The organism is Psychrobacter sp. JCM 18901 (assembly GCF_000586435.1).
Classification (GTDB): domain Bacteria; phylum Pseudomonadota; class Gammaproteobacteria; order Pseudomonadales; family Moraxellaceae; genus Psychrobacter.
This window is the reverse complement of record NZ_BAWH01000001.1, coordinates 38,446-58,227: the sequence shown is the minus strand read 5'-3', so window position 1 is coordinate 58,227 and position 19,782 is coordinate 38,446. Positions and strand designations below refer to the sequence as shown.

19 protein-coding genes, 2 tRNA genes and 2 pseudogenes are annotated in these 19,782 nt (G+C 43.3%); 4 read left to right on the top strand and 19 right to left on the bottom strand.

Annotated elements, in window-relative coordinates; all coding sequences use genetic code 11:
* Nucleotides 1-60: 60 nt before the first annotated feature.
* From TT11_RS00315 to TT11_RS00285, 7 genes and pseudogenes are all read right to left on the bottom strand, one after another.
* Nucleotides 61-372, bottom strand: coding sequence for a hypothetical protein (locus TT11_RS00315; protein WP_261868715.1), 312 nt, complete (start codon nt 370-372; stop codon nt 61-63).
* A 94-nt stretch (nt 373-466) separates the two neighbouring features.
* Nucleotides 467-724 carry a glutathione binding-like protein gene (locus tag TT11_RS00310; RefSeq protein ID WP_370587721.1) on the bottom strand — a complete coding sequence of 86 codons (258 nt, stop codon included), beginning with the start codon at nt 722-724 and terminating at the stop codon, nt 467-469.
* The gene (locus TT11_RS00305; protein ID WP_261868714.1) at nt 721-1,137 is read right to left on the bottom strand and encodes a glutathione S-transferase; all 417 of its coding nucleotides are present in this window, start codon (nt 1,135-1,137) and stop codon (nt 721-723) included. Before TT11_RS00305 ends, TT11_RS00310 begins: the two co-directional genes overlap by 4 nt.
* Nucleotides 1,138-1,331: 194 nt before the next feature.
* A complete protein-coding gene (rarD, locus tag TT11_RS00300) occupies nt 1,332-2,336 on the bottom strand; it encodes an EamA family transporter RarD (RefSeq protein WP_261868713.1) in 1,005 nt (334 codons plus the stop codon).
* Nucleotides 2,337-2,640: 304 nt separating this feature from the next.
* Nucleotides 2,641-3,711 carry an EamA family transporter RarD gene (rarD, locus tag TT11_RS00295; protein ID WP_261868712.1) on the bottom strand — a complete coding sequence of 357 codons (1,071 nt, stop codon included), beginning with the start codon at nt 3,709-3,711 and terminating at the stop codon, nt 2,641-2,643.
* Between the two features lie 179 nt (nt 3,712-3,890).
* Nucleotides 3,891-6,682: pseudogene (gene gyrA, locus TT11_RS00290) on the bottom strand (DNA gyrase subunit A).
* Between the two features lie 291 nt (nt 6,683-6,973).
* Complete coding sequence (locus TT11_RS00285; protein WP_160021614.1) at nt 6,974-7,153, bottom strand: hypothetical protein; 180 nt, start codon at nt 7,151-7,153, stop codon at nt 6,974-6,976.
* Nucleotides 7,154-7,624: 471 nt separating this feature from the next.
* On the opposite strand from TT11_RS00285, the gene TT11_RS00280 reads away from it, so the two are divergent.
* The gene (locus TT11_RS00280; protein ID WP_057759093.1) at nt 7,625-7,906 is read left to right on the top strand and encodes a hypothetical protein; all 282 of its coding nucleotides are present in this window, start codon (nt 7,625-7,627) and stop codon (nt 7,904-7,906) included.
* Between the two features lie 54 nt (nt 7,907-7,960).
* A complete protein-coding gene (locus TT11_RS00275; protein ID WP_238053232.1) occupies nt 7,961-8,818 on the top strand; it encodes a methyltransferase domain-containing protein in 858 nt (285 codons plus the stop codon).
* 34 nt (nt 8,819-8,852) lie between these two features.
* Here the strand turns inward: TT11_RS00275 and TT11_RS16760 are convergent, their stop codons facing one another.
* From TT11_RS16760 to TT11_RS00220, 12 genes and pseudogenes are all read right to left on the bottom strand, one after another.
* Nucleotides 8,853-9,341 carry a TOBE domain-containing protein gene (locus TT11_RS16760; RefSeq protein ID WP_370587720.1) on the bottom strand — a complete coding sequence of 163 codons (489 nt, stop codon included), beginning with the start codon at nt 9,339-9,341 and terminating at the stop codon, nt 8,853-8,855.
* On the bottom strand, nt 9,281-9,985 hold the full coding sequence (locus TT11_RS16755) for an ABC transporter ATP-binding protein (RefSeq protein WP_370587719.1): 705 nt from the start codon (nt 9,983-9,985) through the stop codon (nt 9,281-9,283). The genes TT11_RS16760 and TT11_RS16755 overlap by 61 nt, the downstream gene beginning before the upstream one ends.
* A gap of 315 nt (nt 9,986-10,300) precedes the next feature.
* Nucleotides 10,301-11,215, bottom strand: a complete 915-nt coding sequence (locus TT11_RS00265; RefSeq protein WP_261868711.1) for an iron ABC transporter permease — start codon at nt 11,213-11,215, stop codon at nt 10,301-10,303.
* Complete coding sequence (locus tag TT11_RS00260) at nt 11,202-11,837, bottom strand: iron ABC transporter permease (protein WP_261868710.1); 636 nt, start codon at nt 11,835-11,837, stop codon at nt 11,202-11,204. The genes TT11_RS00265 and TT11_RS00260 overlap by 14 nt, the downstream gene beginning before the upstream one ends.
* Nucleotides 11,838-12,175: 338 nt before the next feature.
* Nucleotides 12,176-13,301 (bottom strand): annotated as a pseudogene (locus TT11_RS00255) (extracellular solute-binding protein).
* Between the two features lie 265 nt (nt 13,302-13,566).
* The gene (locus tag TT11_RS00250) at nt 13,567-14,289 is read right to left on the bottom strand and encodes a 16S rRNA (uracil(1498)-N(3))-methyltransferase (protein WP_261868708.1); all 723 of its coding nucleotides are present in this window, start codon (nt 14,287-14,289) and stop codon (nt 13,567-13,569) included.
* Nucleotides 14,286-15,833, bottom strand: a complete 1,548-nt coding sequence (locus TT11_RS00245; RefSeq protein WP_261868707.1) for a 3-deoxy-D-manno-octulosonic acid transferase — start codon at nt 15,831-15,833, stop codon at nt 14,286-14,288. Before TT11_RS00245 ends, TT11_RS00250 begins: the two co-directional genes overlap by 4 nt.
* Nucleotides 15,834-15,965: 132 nt before the next feature.
* Entirely contained in the window at nt 15,966-16,910 is a 945-nt protein-coding gene (locus tag TT11_RS00240; protein WP_261868706.1) for a tetratricopeptide repeat protein, read from the bottom strand.
* Nucleotides 16,911-17,010: 100 nt separating this feature from the next.
* Entirely contained in the window at nt 17,011-17,484 is a 474-nt protein-coding gene (locus TT11_RS00235; RefSeq protein ID WP_261868705.1) for a hypothetical protein, read from the bottom strand.
* A 120-nt stretch (nt 17,485-17,604) separates the two neighbouring features.
* Nucleotides 17,605-18,510 carry a phospholipase D-like domain-containing protein gene (locus tag TT11_RS00230; protein WP_261868704.1) on the bottom strand — a complete coding sequence of 302 codons (906 nt, stop codon included), beginning with the start codon at nt 18,508-18,510 and terminating at the stop codon, nt 17,605-17,607.
* Complete coding sequence (locus tag TT11_RS00225; RefSeq protein ID WP_261868703.1) at nt 18,455-18,841, bottom strand: phospholipase D-like domain-containing protein; 387 nt, start codon at nt 18,839-18,841, stop codon at nt 18,455-18,457. Before TT11_RS00225 ends, TT11_RS00230 begins: the two co-directional genes overlap by 56 nt.
* Before the next feature lie 41 nt (nt 18,842-18,882).
* Nucleotides 18,883-19,143 (bottom strand): PLDc N-terminal domain-containing protein, encoded by a 261-nt coding sequence (locus tag TT11_RS00220; protein WP_261868702.1) that lies wholly within the window; start codon nt 19,141-19,143, stop codon nt 18,883-18,885.
* Nucleotides 19,144-19,525: 382 nt separating this feature from the next.
* Between TT11_RS00220 and TT11_RS00215 the strand changes: the two genes are divergently transcribed.
* Together TT11_RS00215 and TT11_RS00210 are read left to right on the top strand one after the other, a co-directional pair.
* Nucleotides 19,526-19,601, top strand: a tRNA-Val gene (locus TT11_RS00215).
* A gap of 37 nt (nt 19,602-19,638) precedes the next feature.
* Nucleotides 19,639-19,715 (top strand) — tRNA-Asp (locus tag TT11_RS00210).
* Nucleotides 19,716-19,782: the final 67 nt, after the last annotated feature.

Sequence of the window (19,782 nt, the reverse complement as noted above, 5' to 3'; positions counted from 1 at the left end):
AGAGCATCTCTTCATCCTAAATCAATGACAGAAATAAGATAAACGAAGAATATACCCTAGCTACGACAGTTGGCATATCATGGTTTTTTGACCTTCAACCATTTGTCCACCATTGGCGGTGCACTCGTTTACCATATTTGATTCGTAAGATTTCCAGCCACCATAAAAGCTCGCTGCACATAGAATTACCACTAGAATTTTCTGTGACCACGATTTGATAGAGACTTGCTGGCTATTAATCTGTTGTCTATTATTTTCTTGCATACTGGTATCTTGCTTATTAAGTGATGTTTGAGTTGCTGACTGATTATTATCTTTGTCTAGACTATCTTGCTTCAGATTGTCTTTATTCGAGGTATTTAGGTCTGTCATAACATTATCCTAAAAAAGGCTTTGTTTATTCATAAACAAAGCCTTTGGTCTACATGGCTACTTAAGCGTTGAGAGAGGATTATACCAGTATCCTCTAGAAATTCAGACGGCCACCCTTTTTTTCTGCTCGCTTAAAGGCATCTCGTTCTTCGCAGCGTTTGAGCCAGTTCAAAAGATTGGTATATTTACTCTGATCTAAACCTGCACCAGCATTGGCACCTAAGACTGCAAGATGCATTTGAATATCAGCGGCGCTAAATTCACTACCTGCAAACCAGTGATTTTCATGTAGATGACGCTCCATCATATCTAGCATCTTCTCCAAACCGCTACTGATCATGTTTTTTTTCAATCTGACCTTGGATTTTTTTTGCTGATAGGTTTGATTAGCATCGGCGACTGAGACACTACTTTTGTGAATACCAAACGCATGACCAACAGTGGCATTAATGAAGCCTCTGCAAAGTGTAGCCAAAACGTGTAGGCTTCCCACGCTGCTTCGTTATTATCGTCAGGTTTGAACTGCTTTTCTTTATCATAATGCTTAATTAAATATTCAATGATAAACCCTGACTCAATCAGCACACGATCGTCTGCTTCTAATATCGGCGCATTACCAATCGGATGCACTTGCTTTAAGCTATCAGGAGCACGGTATGCCTTGTTGCGCTCATAGCAAGTCAGTTTATAATCAGCGCCAAGCTCTTCCAACAGCCAAATAATACGAAACGAGCGCGAGTTTGCTAAATGATGAAGATGTAACATAAACCGTCCTAGTTATATATTGTAGTAAATCAGCCATAATATCTCAGATATAGCGCCATACGTTTACTCGATCGTGGCACTACTGCTCTCGATAATAGCGTAATTTGTACTTCTTTAATACTGCGAGTTGGCAGACATGCTGGAAAACTATGCCTACCGAATCGATACTGTCTAAGACGGTGTACTCTTTAACATCAATCTAAATGTAATGCTTCAATCTTGCGCGTCATTTTATCTATCTTTTGCTGATATTTTTTAATTTGGCGGAATCGATGCGCGATTAGCACGCCTTTGATACGGCGATTTTTCAGGCGGCGACGTGGTGGAAAACTGCCTACTTGTGGCTCATTGTAGCCGTGTAAGCGGTCTTCACGTTTACGTGCCATATAGCCCAGCGCGCTATCAGCAATCATAATCAGCAATGCGATAAAAATCATGCTGTACATCAGCATGGAGCCACCATCATGTAAGTTACGATCTAAAATTGCGATTGAGAATATAAACAAGAATATTGGCTCAAGGTAGCACAGAGTGCCAAACAGTGAGACAGGCAACTTCTGACTGGCCACCATCGTTAGTGACATCGCAGCGGTGCTAATAATGCCTAATAATGGCAGCAGATACCAAAGCTTGTGGTTGGTGATTGCTACTTCAAAACCACCATTCATATACAGTGCGACCAATACCACTGGCAACAACAATACAAGGTCTGAGATAAGACCAGTAATAGGTGGTACTGCCAACTTGCGGCGTAGTAGATAATAAGGAGGATAACCAAAGCAAACAAACAAAGTCGCCCAAGAAATAGCACCATACTCGAAAATATCGTAAGCGATACCAAGACCTGCACATACAATGGCAGCCCACTGAAGTAAGCTCATATCTTCGTTGTAAAAGAACCTGCCGACAACAATCATAATCATCGGATATAGAAAATAACCCAACGTGACCTCAAGCCCCAAGCCATTGACTGGCGCCCACATAAATATCCAGATTTGCGCGCCCAAAATCGGTGTGGGTAGTATAAATAGAAACCACTCTTTTGCGTTCTTTAATGTTTTTAGATAATCAAAAATGTGCTGCCACTGCTTTAGTACGCTGACCAGCAATACTAGACTAAAAAACATTGTCAGCACGCGCCACGAAGCGACTTGCGTACCTGATAATGGTTGCAGCAGTAGACCAAATAAGAACAGCAATGAGTATAAAAAAATTTGCAGCGACAGCAGTGATTGTACTGCGAGGTTTGGTTAGTAGTCAGCATCACAACAGCCTTTAAAGATTGGGGCACATCCATGGCAATTTTTAAAAAAAACAAAAGCCTCAGACGAGAACGTCTGAGCTTTTGCATATAAGGTCGTCGCGCAATCTAAGTTGAACGCTTTTGATGTATTAGGCTTACATCATGGTCGGCATTATGTCAAAGTCAGAATGAATAAGCAATGCCACTGCTCATCTAGTGTCTAAACTTTTAAATTGAGTAAATTTAATGCAGGTAAGTGCTTATTTTGCATCAAGTTGTTCGATTTTTTGCTGTATCTTATCCATCTTCTTTTGGTAACGGCGAATCTTACGAAAACGATGGGCTTTTAGCACGCCATCGATACGCTGATTGATAAAATGACGACGTGGTGGAAAGCCGCCAATCTGAAGCTCTCTATAGCCATGCAAGCGGTCATTACGCTGACGAACGAGGTAACCTTTTACGCTATCGGCCATCATGACCAGTAGCGCAAGCGTAATCATGCCGTACATAAAGAGTGAACCACCTTCTTCAAGGCTTTGACTCAAAATAGTAATAGACAATACGAATAACAGCATTGGCTCTATATAACTTAGCGCTCCAAACAGTGAAACAGGCAGCTTGCTACTGGCAATCATCGTCAGCGACATCGCAAGCGCACTAAAAGCACCAAGCAGTGGCAGTAGATACCAGAACTTCACGTCTTGCGCCGCAACATCAAAACCGCCTGTCATGTAGAGCACGATGAGCACAACTGGTGTCAACAGCGTCAAATCAAACAATAACCCTGTAATGGGCGGTACAGAAAGAGTGCGCCGTAACAGATAATACGGCGGATAACCCAAGCATACAAACAGTGTCACCCAAGAGACTGAACCATACTGAACAATATCGTAGCCGATACCGAGTGCTGCAAATATCGCGGCAGCCCATTGCAAGATGCTCATATACTCATGGTAAAAGAATCGACCAAGCACAATCATCACTAGCGGCAATAAGAAATAACCCAACGTAACATCGAGACCAAACCCATTGACCGGAGCCCACATAAACAACCAAATCTGCCCACCTAGGATTGGCGCAGGCAGAATAAATATTAGCCATTCCTTGATTGTCTTTAGCGTCTTTATATAATCAAAAACACGTTGCCACTGCTTAGTCAAACTGACCAATATTACCAAACTGAGCAACATCATGAGCACACGCCATGACGCTACCTGCGTCCCTGTTAAGGGCAGCATAAACAGTCCAAACAAAAACATCATCGAGAATAAAAAGCTCGATGATACCGAAGCAACCGTTCCCTGAAAAGTTTGATTGGTCGTAAGCATAACAACAGCCTTAAAAAAATAGAACCTTATTTACAGTATTGAAAATATGAGAGTTAAAAAAAACAAAAGCCTCCGACGATAACGTCAGAGGCTTTTTTCTAGAAAAATGCTAAGAGACTAGACTCAAAAGCTAATTACCAAGACTATTACTCGTCATCGTCTTATGCATAGTGAGTCTATTATAGATTGTCACTTGGTTTATGATCGTTTGCAATATCAATCACATCGTCGACGTCGGTAGTTGCAGTATTATCAGTTGTCGCATCAATATCTATCTGCTCCTGACCTTCTACGTCAAACGTACCGTCTTCTCTCATGGCATCGATAAGCTCATCATCGCTCTCTTCGTGCTCAACACGCGCCATGGCAACCAGTTTTTCATCTTTTGACAGACGAATCAATGTTACGCCTTGTGTATTACGACCAGAGCTAGCGACATGCTCAACTGGGGTACGAACCAACGTACCTTTATCAGAGATTAAAATGATATCGTCGGTAGAGTCAACCTTGGTCGCTCGTACTAGTGCGCCATTACGCTCGCTGGTCTTGATAGCGATCACACCGCCACCGCCACGGTTTTGCGTATTAAACTCTTCGATAAGGGTACGCTTACCAAAGCCGTTTTCACAAGCAATTAGGATTTCATGTACATCATCTTCGATAACGACCAATGATTTGATAAATTCATCAGTAGCCAAACGCATACCGCGGACGCCTTTCGCTGTACGGCCCATCGCGCGAGCATCATTCTCATCAAAACGAATCGCTTTACCACTTGAGGCAAATAGCATCACTTCTTGATTGCCGTTGGTAATACGAGCGCTGACCAATTTATCACCATCTTCTAGACCAACCGCGATCAAACCGTTCGAGCGAATATTGGCAAACTGCTTCAGCTCTACGCGCTTCACTGTACCATTAGCCGTGGCAAAGAAGACAAAAGGTGGCTCTGCTTGATTGCTATCTTCTACCGAATCGTCATCATTGCTTACTTCTGACACTTCACTTACTACTGATGTATCTTCCACAATTTTTGGAATTGGTAGTATGGTTGTAACGGTTTCGTCGCTATTTAGACCAATTAGATTGACCAATGGACGACCACGAGCACCGCGACTGGCAATCGGCACTTCAAACCCGCGTAAGCTAAAGACACGTCCACTATCCGTGAAGCACAATACGGTAGAGTGAGTTGAAGTCACGACTAAATGATCAATCACATCATCTTCTTTCATTGCTGTGGCAGACTTACCTTTACCGCCACGTTTTTGTGCGACATAATCATCAATCGGCTGAGTTTTGGCGTAGCAGTACGCGATACCGTCATGACGACCGTTTGCTCAGGGATAAGTCTTCGCGACTAAAGTCCATACGTGAATCGATGATATCGGTACGGCGCTCATCACCAAAGTTATCACGAATCTCGATCATCTCATTAGAGATAATAGCCATCAGCTTATCAAAATCGCCAAGAATAGACTCTAAATGCGCAATTTCACGCAATAGGTCTTGGTATTCTTCGGTCAATTTATCTTGCTCAAGGCCAGTCAGACGATGCAATTGCATATCTAAAATCGCATTGACCTGCTCAAGTGACAAACGATAACGCTCTTCGCCTTCGATTAGACCAAACGGCGCTTTAGGATCTTCGCCATCGATAAACTCAGGACGTACTGATTGACTACCAGCAGCTGTAAGCATCGCAACGACGCTACCTGAACCCCACGTGTTATTTAATAAGCTTTCACGTGCTAGGCCACGGTTTGCAGAAGCTTTAATCGTCGCGATAATTTCGTCGATATTGGCTAGAGCAACCGTTAGACCTTCTAGCAAATGACCACGAACGCGGGCTTTGTTCAATTCATAAATCGTACGGCGGGTCACCACTTCTTGACGATGACGAACAAATGCAGCGATAAGCTGACGCAAGGTCAATAGTTTTGGCTGACCATTATCCAGCGCCACCATATTGATACTAAAGCTAGACTCTAGCGGCGTTTGTAGAAATAGGTTATTAACGATAACTTCAGCCGTCTCACCGCGACGCAAATCAATAGCTATACGCATACCATCTTTATCAGACTCATCACGAATTTCGCTAATGCCTTCGATTTTTTTATCACGAACAAGCTCTGCGATACGCTCAATCAGCTTGGCTTTGTTAGCCTGATAAGGTACTTCGGTAAATACGATGCGCTCACGATCACGGTTGACGCCAGAATTGCTCATCGGCTCGATATGATAACGACCACGAATATGCAAACGGCCTTTACCCGTACGATAAGCATCTAAAATGCCCGCGCGACCATAGATAATACCACCCGTAGGAAAATCAGGACCTGAGATATGCGACATCAGCTCTTCAGCTGAAACTTGTGGGTTTTCAGCATAGGCTAGACAAGCATTGATCACTTCGGTCAGGTTATGGGGTGCCATATTGGTCGCCATACCAACGGCAATACCCGTCGCGCCATTGACCAATAAGTTAGGAATACGCGCTGGCATCACGCTTGGCATGCGCTCAGAGCCGTCGTAGTTGTCTTCCCAATCGACCGTGTCTTTGTCCAAATCAGCGAGCATCTGGTGGGTCAGTTTGGTCATACGTACTTCGGTATAACGCATCGCTGCCGGAGGATCATCATCGATCGAGCCAAAGTTACCTTGACCATCAACCATTGGATAGCGCAAGCTGAAATTCTGCGCCATACGTACGATGGCATCATAGACAGCACTATCGCCGTGTGGATGGTACTTACCGATAACATCACCGACCACACGTGCTGATTTTTTTATACGGTTTATTATAATCGTTTGATAGCACGTGCATGGCATACATCACGCGGCGGTGTACAGGTTTGAACCCATCACGCACATCAGGCAGCGCACGCGAGACGATCACGCTCATCGCATAATCCAAATACGACTGCTTTAGTTCATCTACGATGCCAATAGGACTGACCGATTCGCTCATATACACTCCTTCACTCACATTTTTTTCTAACGTTGACACATCGCTTATGGCACCCATAGATCATATAAAAATACTGCCACATAAATAGGCAGTCATGACCAAAATAGATACCATAAAAAACACTGCTACACGTGCAAAACAATAGGAAAATAGCGATAGTTTTAATGTTTAATAAAAGAAGCTATTTTAGCACAAATTTGCTGATTTAGGGGGTTCTGAGTACCATTAAAATCAAGCTAGACGGTTCATTCACAGTGATATTTTGAATTATTGACACACACTAAAATAATTCTAATGACAGGTTTTTTTTGATTGGCTGATTTTGCCATTTTTACAGACGAACTTACCATCTGCTGAGCAATGAGACAGCCCGCCCATTTTACCTGAACAAGGCGTATTTCGAGCTTGTGCTTGGCTCATAGATGTAAAGGCAAATACTAGGGCGAGTAGCGCTGTGCTGATTGATTTCATTGTTTATTCTCCGTATCTGATGGATATTAAATAGAAAAATACTATACTCATTGGCTACAGCTCGACAAGATTTATTTTGACTAACTGAGTGGATACTTATATTTCTATCTACAGTTCAACATGACATTTGATTTAACGCTAAAATCTTGAGCATAGAGCTCATACGTGGTTTGCATATAAGCTCTATTGACCAAACAACTAAGATGCTTAGAATATTTAGCCAATACAACAACCCCTACAACTGTCTCTGACGTGAACTGATTGTTGTTATGGTCATATTGTTTTCATAACCATAATGCTTTGCCATGAGCTAATAGCTTTCAAAATCATATTATTTTAATGAGTACATGGTGATTTAAACCACTTTAATGCGGTTATTTTTTTAGTGATACTGGACAAAAAAAATTCTAAACGCTACACTACCTCATCTTTTATAGCACTTACATAACGACCTAACAGGCTACTTTTATTATGGATATCATTCTTGCAATTGTTTGGATTTTAGCAATGGTGCTATACAGCTTTTCGAGCGATTATGTTGCTAGCTTTCCTAACCATAACAATCGCGCTGTACCCTATGTCCGTTGGGGAGCACTTTTAGTCGCTATGGCTTTATCAGCATACTTGTCAAAAGCCTACCAAGAAAACCTACAAGGCAACGGTATGTGGGTGTTTGTTATCGTGGTATTTGTCGTTATTGTTTTAGCGAAATTCGTTTTTAAATGGGTAATTAACAGACGTTTGAAACGCTAGTTCATACTGAATAGTTTTATTAATTTGACCCTCTCACTTATTGATCTAATACCTATGACAATTAAACATCAAGATAGCCAGCCTGACTCAAACCTTTCTATACCAGCAGAAAACGATCGAGCAGATCGTAGCTTCGATGCCATTGCCGATCATTTCGAAAAAAAGGTCTATGGCGGTTTAAAAGGCGAGATTCGATTGGCTGTGCTACGCCGTGATATTTTTGAATATAGTTCACAGATGAGTGAGGTGCTTGGGCGACCTTTACGTATCTTGGATGTGGGTGCAGGGCTTGCGCAAATTGCGATAGAACTTGGTGCTCAAGGTCATAGCGTAGTCATCAATGATATATCAGCGAATATGCTTGAGAAAGCAAAAGCGAGCGCAGAGAAAATTGATAAAAAGCTAGACATCACTTGGTATGTTTGCCCTTATCAAGCGCTTGAAGAAAAACTGGCTCAGACAGAAAAGTTTGATTTGATTATGTCGCACGCGCTACTTGAATGGTTGGCAGAACCAGCGGCGGTCATGGACTTTTTTGATAAGCAATTAATAGATGGTGGCGCACTATCCGTCTGCTTTTATAATCCAGCGAGTTTTGATTATCGCAATCTTATCATGGGGAACTTTAACTTACTCGATAGCTTACTTGATGGTAACGATTACAAAGCGGACAATAAGAAAAGCCTCACCCCCAACCATCCCGTTGCCAAAGAAGAAGTCGAGTCGTGGCTCAAAGCGCATGATTATCAGACGGTACGTAGCAGTGGTTTACGAGTGTTTCATGATTATGCACCGCTCAAACGTGGCGGTCATAACGACCCAGATGCAGTGATCAGAATGGAGTTACGCTACTCACAATTAGAGCCGTACAAATGGCTTGGCCGTTATTTACATATTTTGGCTAAACGGTAAATTTAGACGATAGCTCAAAAATGGATGAAGACGGCTAAACTTCTTCATCCATTCTCGATGATCTATCATACTCTGACCAAGTAGTGGCATTGATGTCTTTTTCATCGAAGACTACGACATGCTCTAGTAAAGGCAAAATGCCAATATGCGAGCCGATTGCATGATTATGATGGCTCGCAACCAAGGATAAGACAGTCTGTCCATCATCTAACTGCAGTCGGTACAAGTAATTAGCACCGCGAAACACACGCCCTATAACCAAAGCTGTCTGCGTACTGTCGTCATCATGAATAATATCATCAGGGCGTACAAGTACTTTGATCGGTGTACCGTTTGGATAGTCATATTCGCAATACTGTGGCTGGCCTGATTCATCATAGACTTCCATGCGACGATAGATATTACCTAGCGCCGTCTCAACATGACCTTCTTTGATAATGCCGTCTACCATCGCGCCTTCGCCTACGAATTCAGCGACAAAAGGACTGACAGGCTCATGATACAGCTCGCTTGGCCTTGCCACTGCACCAATCGTCCTTTATCCATTACCCCTACTTTATCCGCTAGCGCGAACGCTTCATTTTGATCATGAGTGACCAAAATTGCTGTGGTGTTGGTACGTTTAAGAATATCACGGACATTCATTGCTAGTGATTCACGCAGCACCACATCTAGATTAGAGAATGGTTCATCAAGTAATAGTAGTTTTGGTTTGGGGGCTAGCGCTCTTGCTAGAGCCACACGCTGCTGCTGACCACCAGAAAGCTCATTTGGACGTTTGTCTGCATGTTCAGTCAATTCAACTAAACTTAGCATCTCAGCCACACGGGCTTTTTTGTCAGCAGCTGACCATTTATTAAGACCAAAGGCGATGTTCTTTGCCACGCTTAAATGACCAAACAGAGCATAATCCTGAAATACCATGCCCATGCCACGCTTGGCTGGCGCCACTGCAAACGATTGGCGAGCAGTTTTCTCTGTTAAGCGTTGATTGTTCAGATAGATAGTGCCGCCGCGACTTTGCTCCAGTCCCGCGATTGCTCGAAGTGCTGTAGTCTTCCCGCAGCCGCTATAACCTAAGAAGCAACCAATCTCGCCTTGCTCCAACATCAATGATAGACCATTGACGACGATAGTATCGTCATAGCCTACGATGAGATTTTGCACACTAAAATAAGGATCTGTCGCGATATGTTTCTCAGTATTTTGTTGTGAGGTACTGCTCTGCTCTACAGTTTGATTCGTCTGAACTGGATTGATTCTATTTTGTGACAGTGGTGATTTTGCTACAGGCGTATGGCTAGCCCGAGCTTTTCTGACTTAGCATTTGTAGAGTCGTTCATTGAATCAGTGTACATAGACGGTACCAGTTCGCTATTAGTAAGTAAAACCATCGATAAAACAGAGCAAATTATAATATAGTTGACACTACGAGTGTGCTGTTAAACTTATGCCAAATTATTGCTATTAGCTTTGTTGTTACTAACTGTGTTTGTCGCTTTGACGCAGTAATATCCAAACAGGGAGCAAACCAACCAGCACGATTAGCAAGCTCGGCAATGCGGCTCGTCCCCACATACCTTCGCTCGTCATTTCAAATACTCGTACTGCAAGCGTATCCCAGCCTTGACGACGTGTCATCAGCGTAATGGGCATCTCTTTCATCACTTCGACAAAACCCATCAATAATGCAGTCAATACGCCAGGGCTAAGCACAGGCAGCATCACATGACGCCAGCGCTGATAAGGACTGTCGCTCAGTAATTTTGCAGCAGCTTCTTGATTGACTGTCAATCGCTGCAACTGTCTGTCAACTGGCTGAAAACTCACTGTCATAAAACGCGTCGATAGCGCCAGTAGCATAACAATAACACTGCCAGAAAGCACTTGCTGTGAGGTGATACCAAAGGCAATCATTTGATTATCAAGCCACGCAATAGGTATAAATATCCCTACCGCCAATACAGTCCCCGGTACGACATAGCCTAAATTGGCTAAAGTGGTCATTAGCTTAGTCGATTTATCAGGATACTGCCGTTTGATCCACGCAATAATAATGGCCAAAAAGGCAATAAACAGCGTGGTCATACTAGCAATCATGAGGCTGTTGGTGACAAAATCAATGTAACGTGCATCAAAATCTTGGCGAAAATTCAGTGCTGTCCAATAGATGAGCTGTAAGAAAGGAATTAAGAAGGCGATTAAAAAAATGAGCGTACACAGCAGTGTCATGGCGAGCTTAGCAGGTTTACTAGCGTCAAAGCGTTGGCTGCTACCTTGGGTAAGTGAGCTACCACGCTTCGCTTGCCAATACTGCTCAAACAATACCACGATAAAGATCACACCAATTAGCAAGGCTGCTAGCTGAGCCGCTGTGGTCAAACTAAAAAAAACCAAACCACGCCTTATAAATGGCGGTAGTAAAAGTATCGACATTGAATACGGATACTGCACCGAAATCCGCTAAGGTTTCCATACTGGCTAGCAACAAGCCACCTATAATCCAAGGCAGTGCCTGCGGTAATGCCAACCGAAAGAACACACGGCTACGACTCAAACCTAGCATCTGCCCCGCTTCTATCGCTCGCCTGCCTTGTGACAAAAATGCCTGACGCGCGAGCAAATATACATAAGGGTAAAACGCTAGCGATAATACCAAGCCTGCGCCCCATACATTCCTTATCGACGGTATGACAGTACTAATACCGGAATCGCGCAGAGCTGTCTGTAGCGGCCCACTAAAATCAACAATGCCGATAGTGACAAATGCCAATACATAAGCAGGGATGGCAAGTGGCAACATCAACGCCCACGAAAAGAAACGCTGACCAGGGAAACGATACATACTAGTGACCCAAGCCAGAGCAGTACCAATAGTGCCTGAAACGACAGTCACCATAAGCAATAAAATCGCCGTGTTTTTGAGCACTTGCGGCAGTACATAATCTGCCATGTGTGTCCAAATCTCTGCCACTGGCTGAGTCCACGACAGCAGCACGATCAAAATCGGTACTAGCATAAACAACGAAATCAGCCTAAGACTGATTTCGAGATAATACGTTTACGAAGGGCGTGGTCTTGGCTGACAGTCTGCTGGTCGTTAACACCGTTATTGACAGTATCATTTTGACTAACAGACGCATCTGGCGTTGTGATCATATTATCATTACCGTGTCATACGTATAGAGACCTTGTAAGCTTATACCAACCTTAAAATCGTCATTACCTAAATAACTCATCTGTAATGACTAACCTTTGAACCTACTCTTTAAAAGCTGTTGTTTAAAAGCTATTGTTTAAGAACTATTATCTAAAAGTTATGATTTTGAGATTGGTATCAGTATTACTGGCGATCCCTTATTTATAACCCGCTTTATCCATCATTTGGATAGCTTGAGTTTGTAGTTCACCGAATTTCTGTACATTGATATCGTCTTTTTTTGAACTCGCCCCATGATCTGAGCATGTCTGACTCATCGATACCTACTTTTACTGGGAATTCTTTGTCAGAGCTGGCATAAAGACCTTGTGCCTCGTCAGATGACAACCACTCTATCAGTTTAAGCGTACCATCTGGATTGTCTGAACCTGCAACCACACCAGCGCCTGAGATGTTTACGTGCGTACCAGTCGTATCTTGGTTTGCCCAGAATATCTTAACAGGGAAGTTTGGTTTTTCGTCCAATAGACGACCATAGTAGTAACTATTGGCGATACCGACTTCACACTGACCAGCAGCGATGGCTTCTAGCATCGCAACGTCATCACTGAACACATCAGTCGCTAGGTTATCAACCCACCCTTTAATAACTGCTTCGGTTTTTTCTTCGCCCAAATGCTCCATCATGCTAGCAACAAGCGATTGGTTATAAACCTTTTTAGAGGTACGTAGGCATAGTTTGCCTTTCCATTTTGGATCGGCCAAATCTGCATAAGTAGACAATTGGTCAGCAGTGACTTTGCTTGGATCATAAAAGATAGTACGTGCACGTAGTGACAAACCAGTCCACTGACCTTTTGGATCACGGTATTTTGCAGGGACGTTAGCTTCTAACACAGTAGATGATACTGGCTGTAATAGGCCTTGCTCTGCAGCCTGCCATAAGTTACCAGCATCAACAGTCAATAGCATATCAGCTGGAGTATTCTGACCTTCAGCTTTTAGACGCGCCATCAAAGGCCCAGTTTGGTCTGTAACCAGTTCAACTTTTACACCTGTTTGCTCAGTATAGCGATCTAACAATGGCTTAATCAGCTGCTCATTACGTGATGAGTAGATAGTAATTGTCTGACCATCAGCAGTCGTAGCTTCGTCAGTTGCTGCTTGCTGCTCAGCACCTGTTTCTGTTGACTCTACTTCTACGCTTTCTTCTGTGGTTGAAGAATTACTACAACCTGCCAAACCCAACATCATGCCAAATACGGCTGCAGGTAGGATAAGCTTCGTAGAGGTTAGATTAGCGCTGATAGCGTTCAATGACATGGTTTTCCCCATAGTAATGCTATAAAAAAAAGTAAGACGGATGGTGAGACAAAATAACAGTGATTATAACGATGACTGGCTAAACGCTAGCAGTAATCAGGCCATAATATGTCAAAGCAACATACTAATGGAAGTGAGATTAATTATCAATACATTTGTTTAACTGGTAAATATACCTTTAATGAGTCTTTAGCATTGATTTTTAAGAACTATTTTTCACCAGCTCTTTCAATAATTTGGTCTAGCGACGCGTTTTAGTATCCATCTAAAGCAGCCATTGTCCTAGAATTGCATTGACCGCAGCTTCCGTGCGCAAGATACGAGAACCTATATGTACAGGCGTACAGCCTTGTGCTGACAGTAGCTCTATCTCATAGTCAATCCAACCACCTTCAGCGCCTATGCAGACTAGATTTGGTAGCTGTCGTGATGGTTGCTGTTGTAAAAACTCAGAAAATGACTGCTGACTGTAGGGATGTGCGACAATCGCTCGATTGCTCATTAGGCTTGCAAGTAAGTCTTCGACAAATGGCTTAAAACGTTTTTGTAGCGTAATACTAGGAACAATCGTATCGATGCTTTGTTGCAGACCTTCTAATACAAACTCGTCAATCCGCTCAAGCATTGGACTTTGCCAATAGCTTTTTTGGGTACGGTAGCTATTGATAAGAATGATATCGCGTACACCAAGCGCCGTCATATCCATTATCAACCGCCGTAGCACCTTAGGACGTGGTAACGCCAAAATAACAGTCAGATCCAATTTGGCAGGCGGCACAGTATTGAGCTGAACGTTACTTAACTGAATGCTGGCAGCGGTAATATTTTCGATAACAGCCGAACCAAGGTTGCCACCGATCTGGCCAATCTTAAGCGTATCACCAACTTTTGCGCCCAGCACTTTAGTCACATGACTGACTTGAGACAAGGCGTCGATTTTTGCTGTGTCTGATGAGAAGTTTTCAGCGGGCAATAATATACAGTTCATAAGCTATCTTGGTTAGAAGACAGCTCGATTGCATCTTCAATCATCGTAAATTGGCGGGTCAATACCGCTTGCTGCTGTATCGTCATTTGCTCGCCAGCTTGCCCTGTCTGCGCGGCCAATGGCAAATTGCGTAGCCAAGTCTCTAGCTGCATATAAATGCTAACAGCGTCTTCACGGTTATAAGCTGTTTTTTTGCGAGAGGATTTTTTATTCGCCTTTAACTGGTCATCAATGGCCATCTGTGCGTCTGCATCGTTTGATTCAATTGGACAATAGAAGTCATTATTTGGCTGATATACAGCGCCTACTTCAGCCAATTTGTCTATCACGCTTTGGCAGGACTGAGTATAACGTCCCATCAGTACAGGCGTTGCCACACTAGCAGGCTCCACTGGATTATGCCCACCAATATCTACCAGCGAGCCGCCCACAAATGCTACATTTGCCAATGTATACCAAGTCATCATCTCACCCATGCTATCTGCTAGATAGACTTGCGTGTCTGCATCAATGGCTTCCCCATCACTGCGCCGAGCCATATTTAACCCAGTTTTCTGAATGAGATCTGCTACTGCATCAAAACGCTCAGGATGCCTAGGGACAATAACAAGCAACGTATCTGCTAATGTCACTTGAGACAGTAGTTGCTGTTGCAATGACAACGCTGCTGCCTCTTCGCCATCATGAGTACTCGCAGCTACCCACACAGGACGATCTGCTATATCAAACTCTGCTCGCAGATCAGCTTTTTTATTATAAATACTATTATCTGCTACCGCTTTGTCATCAATTTTGGACGCATTGATTACCCACTTTAATGAGCCTGCCACACGAATTTGGGCGCTACTGGCCCCTAGTTGCCTAAAGCGTTTAGCAGAGTCGCTGTCTTGCGCAATAATTAAGGAGAGGTTTTTCATCATACTGGCGCTGACTGCACCAATTTTTTGATAACTCTGAAAAGAAGAAGCCGACAATCGACCATTGACTAGAATACTTGGAATACGGTGCTGGGATAACTTGGTCAAGATATTTGCCCATAGTTCTGTTTCTACAAACAACGCAGCGATAGGCTGTACGTGCGTTAAGAAAGTCTCGATCACAGCAGGGCTGTCGACTGGCACATAGCTATGACTCATCTGACCTTGAGCTATCTGTTCTGCAAAACGACTGGCGCCACGAGCAAAACCTGTCTGAGTCGTATTGGTCAACCATATCTGATAGCCATGAGCCAATAACATATCTAATAAAGGCGCGACCGTATTGGTTTCGCCTAATGAGACTGCGTGGCACCAAATTACTCCATTATCTATATCAGCATTGACCACTGGACGCGGTGGATACTGCTTACCAAAACGCTGATCGATTTCCTGCTGATAGTTGTCGTTCTTATGAGATCGACGCCATACTTGCAGACGATATAATGGCTTTAGCAGCCCAATAAGAGACTGATAATATAAAGGTGTCTCGTGTACCGCACGATTAGGCGATGATACAGGGTCAATTGGATTTGCAGAGTGGTCAGACGGGGTATTAGATGATGGCATGGAACAGCCCAAATTAGTTATGAATCAAACAATAAAAGGGTAAAGGTAAAGCGCGCCAATTCTACCTGAATTTAAGCTGTAACAATAAGCTTTTAAAAAGTTACTGAGTAAATAGTTATTAGATAATGATTGTTAGATAATGACTATTATCAATAAAGCGACTGCGATGATTGCGCCAATTAACATCTGATAACGCTTGGTGCTATGCTGCTCTTGCTTCTGTGTGGTCAGCAGCATTTCTGCTTGCTGCCATTGCTTGACCAGATTGGCCGCTTCTGCATGACCATTATCCGCTGCCTGCTCTAACCAGTATTTACCGCTATCTATATCTTGGGATACCCCTACTCCTTGGTAGTACATTTTACTGAGTAGACGCTGAGCACGGCTGTCGTTTTTGCTGGCGGCTTGATTAACCCAATCTATGCCAGATTTTTTTTGATTGTCACTGTCCGCTGTCAAACCTTCCCCTAACAACTCATACATGGCCAAACGTAGCATAGCCGCTGTATTACCATCTTCAGCAGCCGCTTGTAGTATTAGAAGCGCTTTGTTTTTTGCCGTGTTGTGATCATTTGAAAATATAACTTGGCGACGAGACTTGTTCTGTTTGGCAATATGCTGCTCGAACTGATCTAATACTTTGCGTGCTTGCTGATACTGAACATCACCAGTTGGTTGTGGCACCGCTATCTCATCTAATTCTACGAGCAGTTGCGTAAACATCTCTGGCATTGATGTGTTTTTTACAGACGACGTAGGCTTAGTTATTGATTGCGCTACTTTAGTCAGCTCAGGCTTTATCGAGCTCTCAGACTCAGGAGGTACTACGTTTGCTTGCAACTCAGTTACCGTATCAGGCATAGCAGACTGAATTGCGCGACTCTCACTATCAGTTACAAATATATTGGCTTGGTGATACTCAGCTCCTATCGATACTTCCTCTGGCTTGTTAAGGGAAGCATTTAATTGGCTAGTACCAACATGCGTATTTAAATCTGCGCTCGGAACGATGCTTTCAGTGACTTGATGAGTGGTTGCTTTGTGCGCTGTTACTTTGTGCGCTGTTAATTCGGACACTGAATGAACATCGTTATTTAGAGTATTCGGTAGTCTAAGGCTAACCGCTTGATATAACCCACTCTCTACTTGCCCGCCTTGTACTGCGTCAAACTGCCGATCAATATGACCAAAAAGACGCAGCCCTATTGGCTCTAGCGCAAAAAAATAAGCGCTCTTTCACCACGCTATCATTATCATAACCGACTGCCATATGCTGATAAAAATCATCGGTGATCAATGACAACTCAGGGTAACGTTTACGCAGCTCAAACTGACCATACCAATGTGGCTTGCTCTGCCACTGCTGCGCCAATACACGACCAGCATAAAACGCCAAAAACACCATAAAATTACGATAGCGCTCATCGATCAGCAGCGTCGTCTCATCCCATATACCGCTCTTGATCATATCTCGGCGCATTTGGGACAATAGCGTATCAACACGCTGTAAACTCTCAAGCGACTCATCTAGCGTACAAGCGCGCAGCTCAGTTTCGTAGGCGATACCGCCTGCAATAGGACGCCTAGCTAAGAAATCTTGCCAGTAGCCTTCTGCAATATAGTCCAGTGGCGTTAAAGGTGATGCAGACATAGACGGGAGTAACCTCTTTGCAGATAGATAAATCAAAAAAAGCATAGGCTATAAAAGTGCTAATACTACTAAAATAATAGAACGATACTGGTAGATTACCTTACCCTAAAAATCCAAGTGCTACAATAAAGGACTGAACAAGCGCACGACATTATCAAACAATCGTTTTGATCCATGACGCTGTTGCCACTCATCACTACCCAAGATTCGGCAGTTTTCTAAATAGACTTCCTGACAGTCCGCCACTTGAGCAACCATTTCTGGCGTATAAATCGCCAAACTGACTTCCATATTTAGATAAAAGCTGCGCATATCAATATTGACGGTGCCAAATAGACAGTAGTCATCATCGATAACTACTGTTTTTGCGTGTAGCAAACCACCTCTAAACAATGCAATCGTTACCCCAGCATCCAACAACTCTTGATAATAAGCCTGAGAGGCATGCTGTACCAGAAATGAATCCACCTTTTCAGGAACAATAATCGTCACATCAACGCCGCGCTTAGCCGCTATCGTCAGCGCACCCGATAGGGACTCATCAGGGACAAAATAAGGTGTGGTAATGCGAATGCGCTTATTGGCACGATGAATCACAGAAACTAACGTATTGTAAATCACATGAGCCGTTAGCTGCGGTGCTGAAGGTATTAGCTGCGCCAAGACTTTGTCCACGACAGGCATCTTTGGTACGACAATCGAGGTGGCGCCTATATCTGGCTGCTCATGATCATCAATCGTATCCACCAATACCTTCACGCGGCTATTTAGATCATTGATGGTCGGATGCATCACATACAACTTACGAGTGTAATTATTAACCCGTTGATGCAGCTCAGCAAGATTGTCATTACTTTCAGCACCGATATCGGTAACAATTACCTTGGCCATCGCTGTATTGATACTAATTGAGTGCTGGCTAGTCGTTCGTAGCGCCACATCAATCCATTGACCAACGTTTTTATTTTGCTTAAAAAAACCTTGGATCAACCAGATTAAAGCTGCCGATATAGCCAATATGTTCATCGATAACCACCATTTTACGATGATTGCGCAAATCAGAACGTTTAAATAGCGTCTTAAACAGTCCTACTGGCAATGACTGATGGACATAAACCCCTGCTTTTTCTAATTTGCGATGCACGCTACTATTAATAAAGCTAAAGCTGCCCACACTATCAGCCAATATATGACACTCTACGCCGCGTTGAGCCGCTACAGACAGCGCCTCTATAACTTCTAACACCTGTCCTTTTGGATAGACAATATAAAACTCCATAAGGACAATACGCTGGGCGGCATGAATATCTTCAATCAAACGCTGAAAAATAGAAGCAGGATCCGTCAACAGCTGCATTTGGTGATTGGGAAATACACCAAACCCGGTCCAGCGCGTTCCTATTTGGCTAACACCGCGGTAGTTGCTGGTAATAAGTCCTGCCCTTTATCAAAAATCAGATGCTCACGCCTTGCCATATCATTCATCAAGATGCTGGCTTGATCCACGCGTTCACGATAGCGCCGTCCAATCATCGGCTCACCGAGCAGGATATAAGCCACAAAACCAAATACTGGTAACGTGTAAAGCACAGCCACCCAAGCAATAGACACGCCAATATTGCGCTGCACAGAAACCACGCGCAGCGTCATTACTATCATAAGTACAATATGCAGCACCAGACCTAGACCCGCTAAGTCTCCCCAGGTCCAGCTAGTAAAAGCATCTTTAATAGTAAAAGTGTTTATATTGGCCTCCATCAACCGTGTTCAACGAATAAAGCATCCATAGTATAGTAGCTTTTCACCTCTAAACAACAAATAATGATAATAAGTGCGTTTTTAGAAATGCTATATAATACATGGCTTTGAGTGCTATTTTTGATAGATTACAAGTCCAATTTATAATTATTTTCTAAAAACATTAAAATAATATTTGACACCCAACTGTAAATCTATATAATACACACCCACAGCAACGGAGCTTAGTGACAAACTTAAGAGCTCAGTTGATGTTGAATAAATTGCATAGCAATTGTTCGAAGGGTGATTAGCTCAGTTGGTAGAGCGTCTGCCTTACACGCAGAATGTCGGCGGTTCGAATCCGTCATCACCCACCACTTCTTAGCAAGTGGCTAAACAAGCTAAGAGACCTAAGCAGCGGTAGTTCAGTTGGTTAGAATACCGGCCTGTCACGCCGGGGGTCGCGGGTTCGAGTCCCGTCCGCTGCGCCATATTTAAAACGAATTTAGACTTTCGAGTTTAAGCAAGTTTCGCCTCAAGCATTAGATTGTTTGAGGT

Excerpts from the sequence above, each read along its gene's own strand:
- TT11_RS00315 (WP_261868715.1), bottom strand. The coding sequence starts at position 372 with ATGACAGACCTAAATACCTCGAATAAAGACAATCTGAAGCAAGATAGT.
- TT11_RS00305 (WP_261868714.1), bottom strand. The coding sequence starts at position 1,137 with ATGTTACATCTTCATCATTTAGCAAACTCGCGCTCGTTTCGTATTATT.
- rarD (WP_261868712.1), bottom strand. The coding sequence starts at position 3,711 with ATGCTTACGACCAATCAAACTTTTCAGGGAACGGTTGCTTCGGTATCA.
- TT11_RS00285 (WP_160021614.1), bottom strand. The coding sequence starts at position 7,153 with ATGAAATCAATCAGCACAGCGCTACTCGCCCTAGTATTTGCCTTTACA.
- TT11_RS00280 (WP_057759093.1), top strand. The coding sequence starts at position 7,625 with ATGGATATCATTCTTGCAATTGTTTGGATTTTAGCAATGGTGCTATAC.
- TT11_RS00275 (WP_238053232.1), top strand. The coding sequence starts at position 7,961 with ATGACAATTAAACATCAAGATAGCCAGCCTGACTCAAACCTTTCTATA.
- TT11_RS00260 (WP_261868710.1), bottom strand. The coding sequence starts at position 11,837 with ATGCTAGTACCGATTTTGATCGTGCTGCTGTCGTGGACTCAGCCAGTG.
- TT11_RS00250 (WP_261868708.1), bottom strand. The coding sequence starts at position 14,289 with ATGAACTGTATATTATTGCCCGCTGAAAACTTCTCATCAGACACAGCA.
- TT11_RS00245 (WP_261868707.1), bottom strand. The coding sequence starts at position 15,833 with ATGCCATCATCTAATACCCCGTCTGACCACTCTGCAAATCCAATTGAC.
- TT11_RS00235 (WP_261868705.1), bottom strand. The coding sequence starts at position 17,484 with ATGTCTGCATCACCTTTAACGCCACTGGACTATATTGCAGAAGGCTAC.
- TT11_RS00230 (WP_261868704.1), bottom strand. The coding sequence starts at position 18,510 with ATGAACATATTGGCTATATCGGCAGCTTTAATCTGGTTGATCCAAGGT.
- TT11_RS00225 (WP_261868703.1), bottom strand. The coding sequence starts at position 18,841 with ATGCAGCTGTTGACGGATCCTGCTTCTATTTTTCAGCGTTTGATTGAA.
- TT11_RS00220 (WP_261868702.1), bottom strand. The coding sequence starts at position 19,143 with ATGATAGTAATGACGCTGCGCGTGGTTTCTGTGCAGCGCAATATTGGC.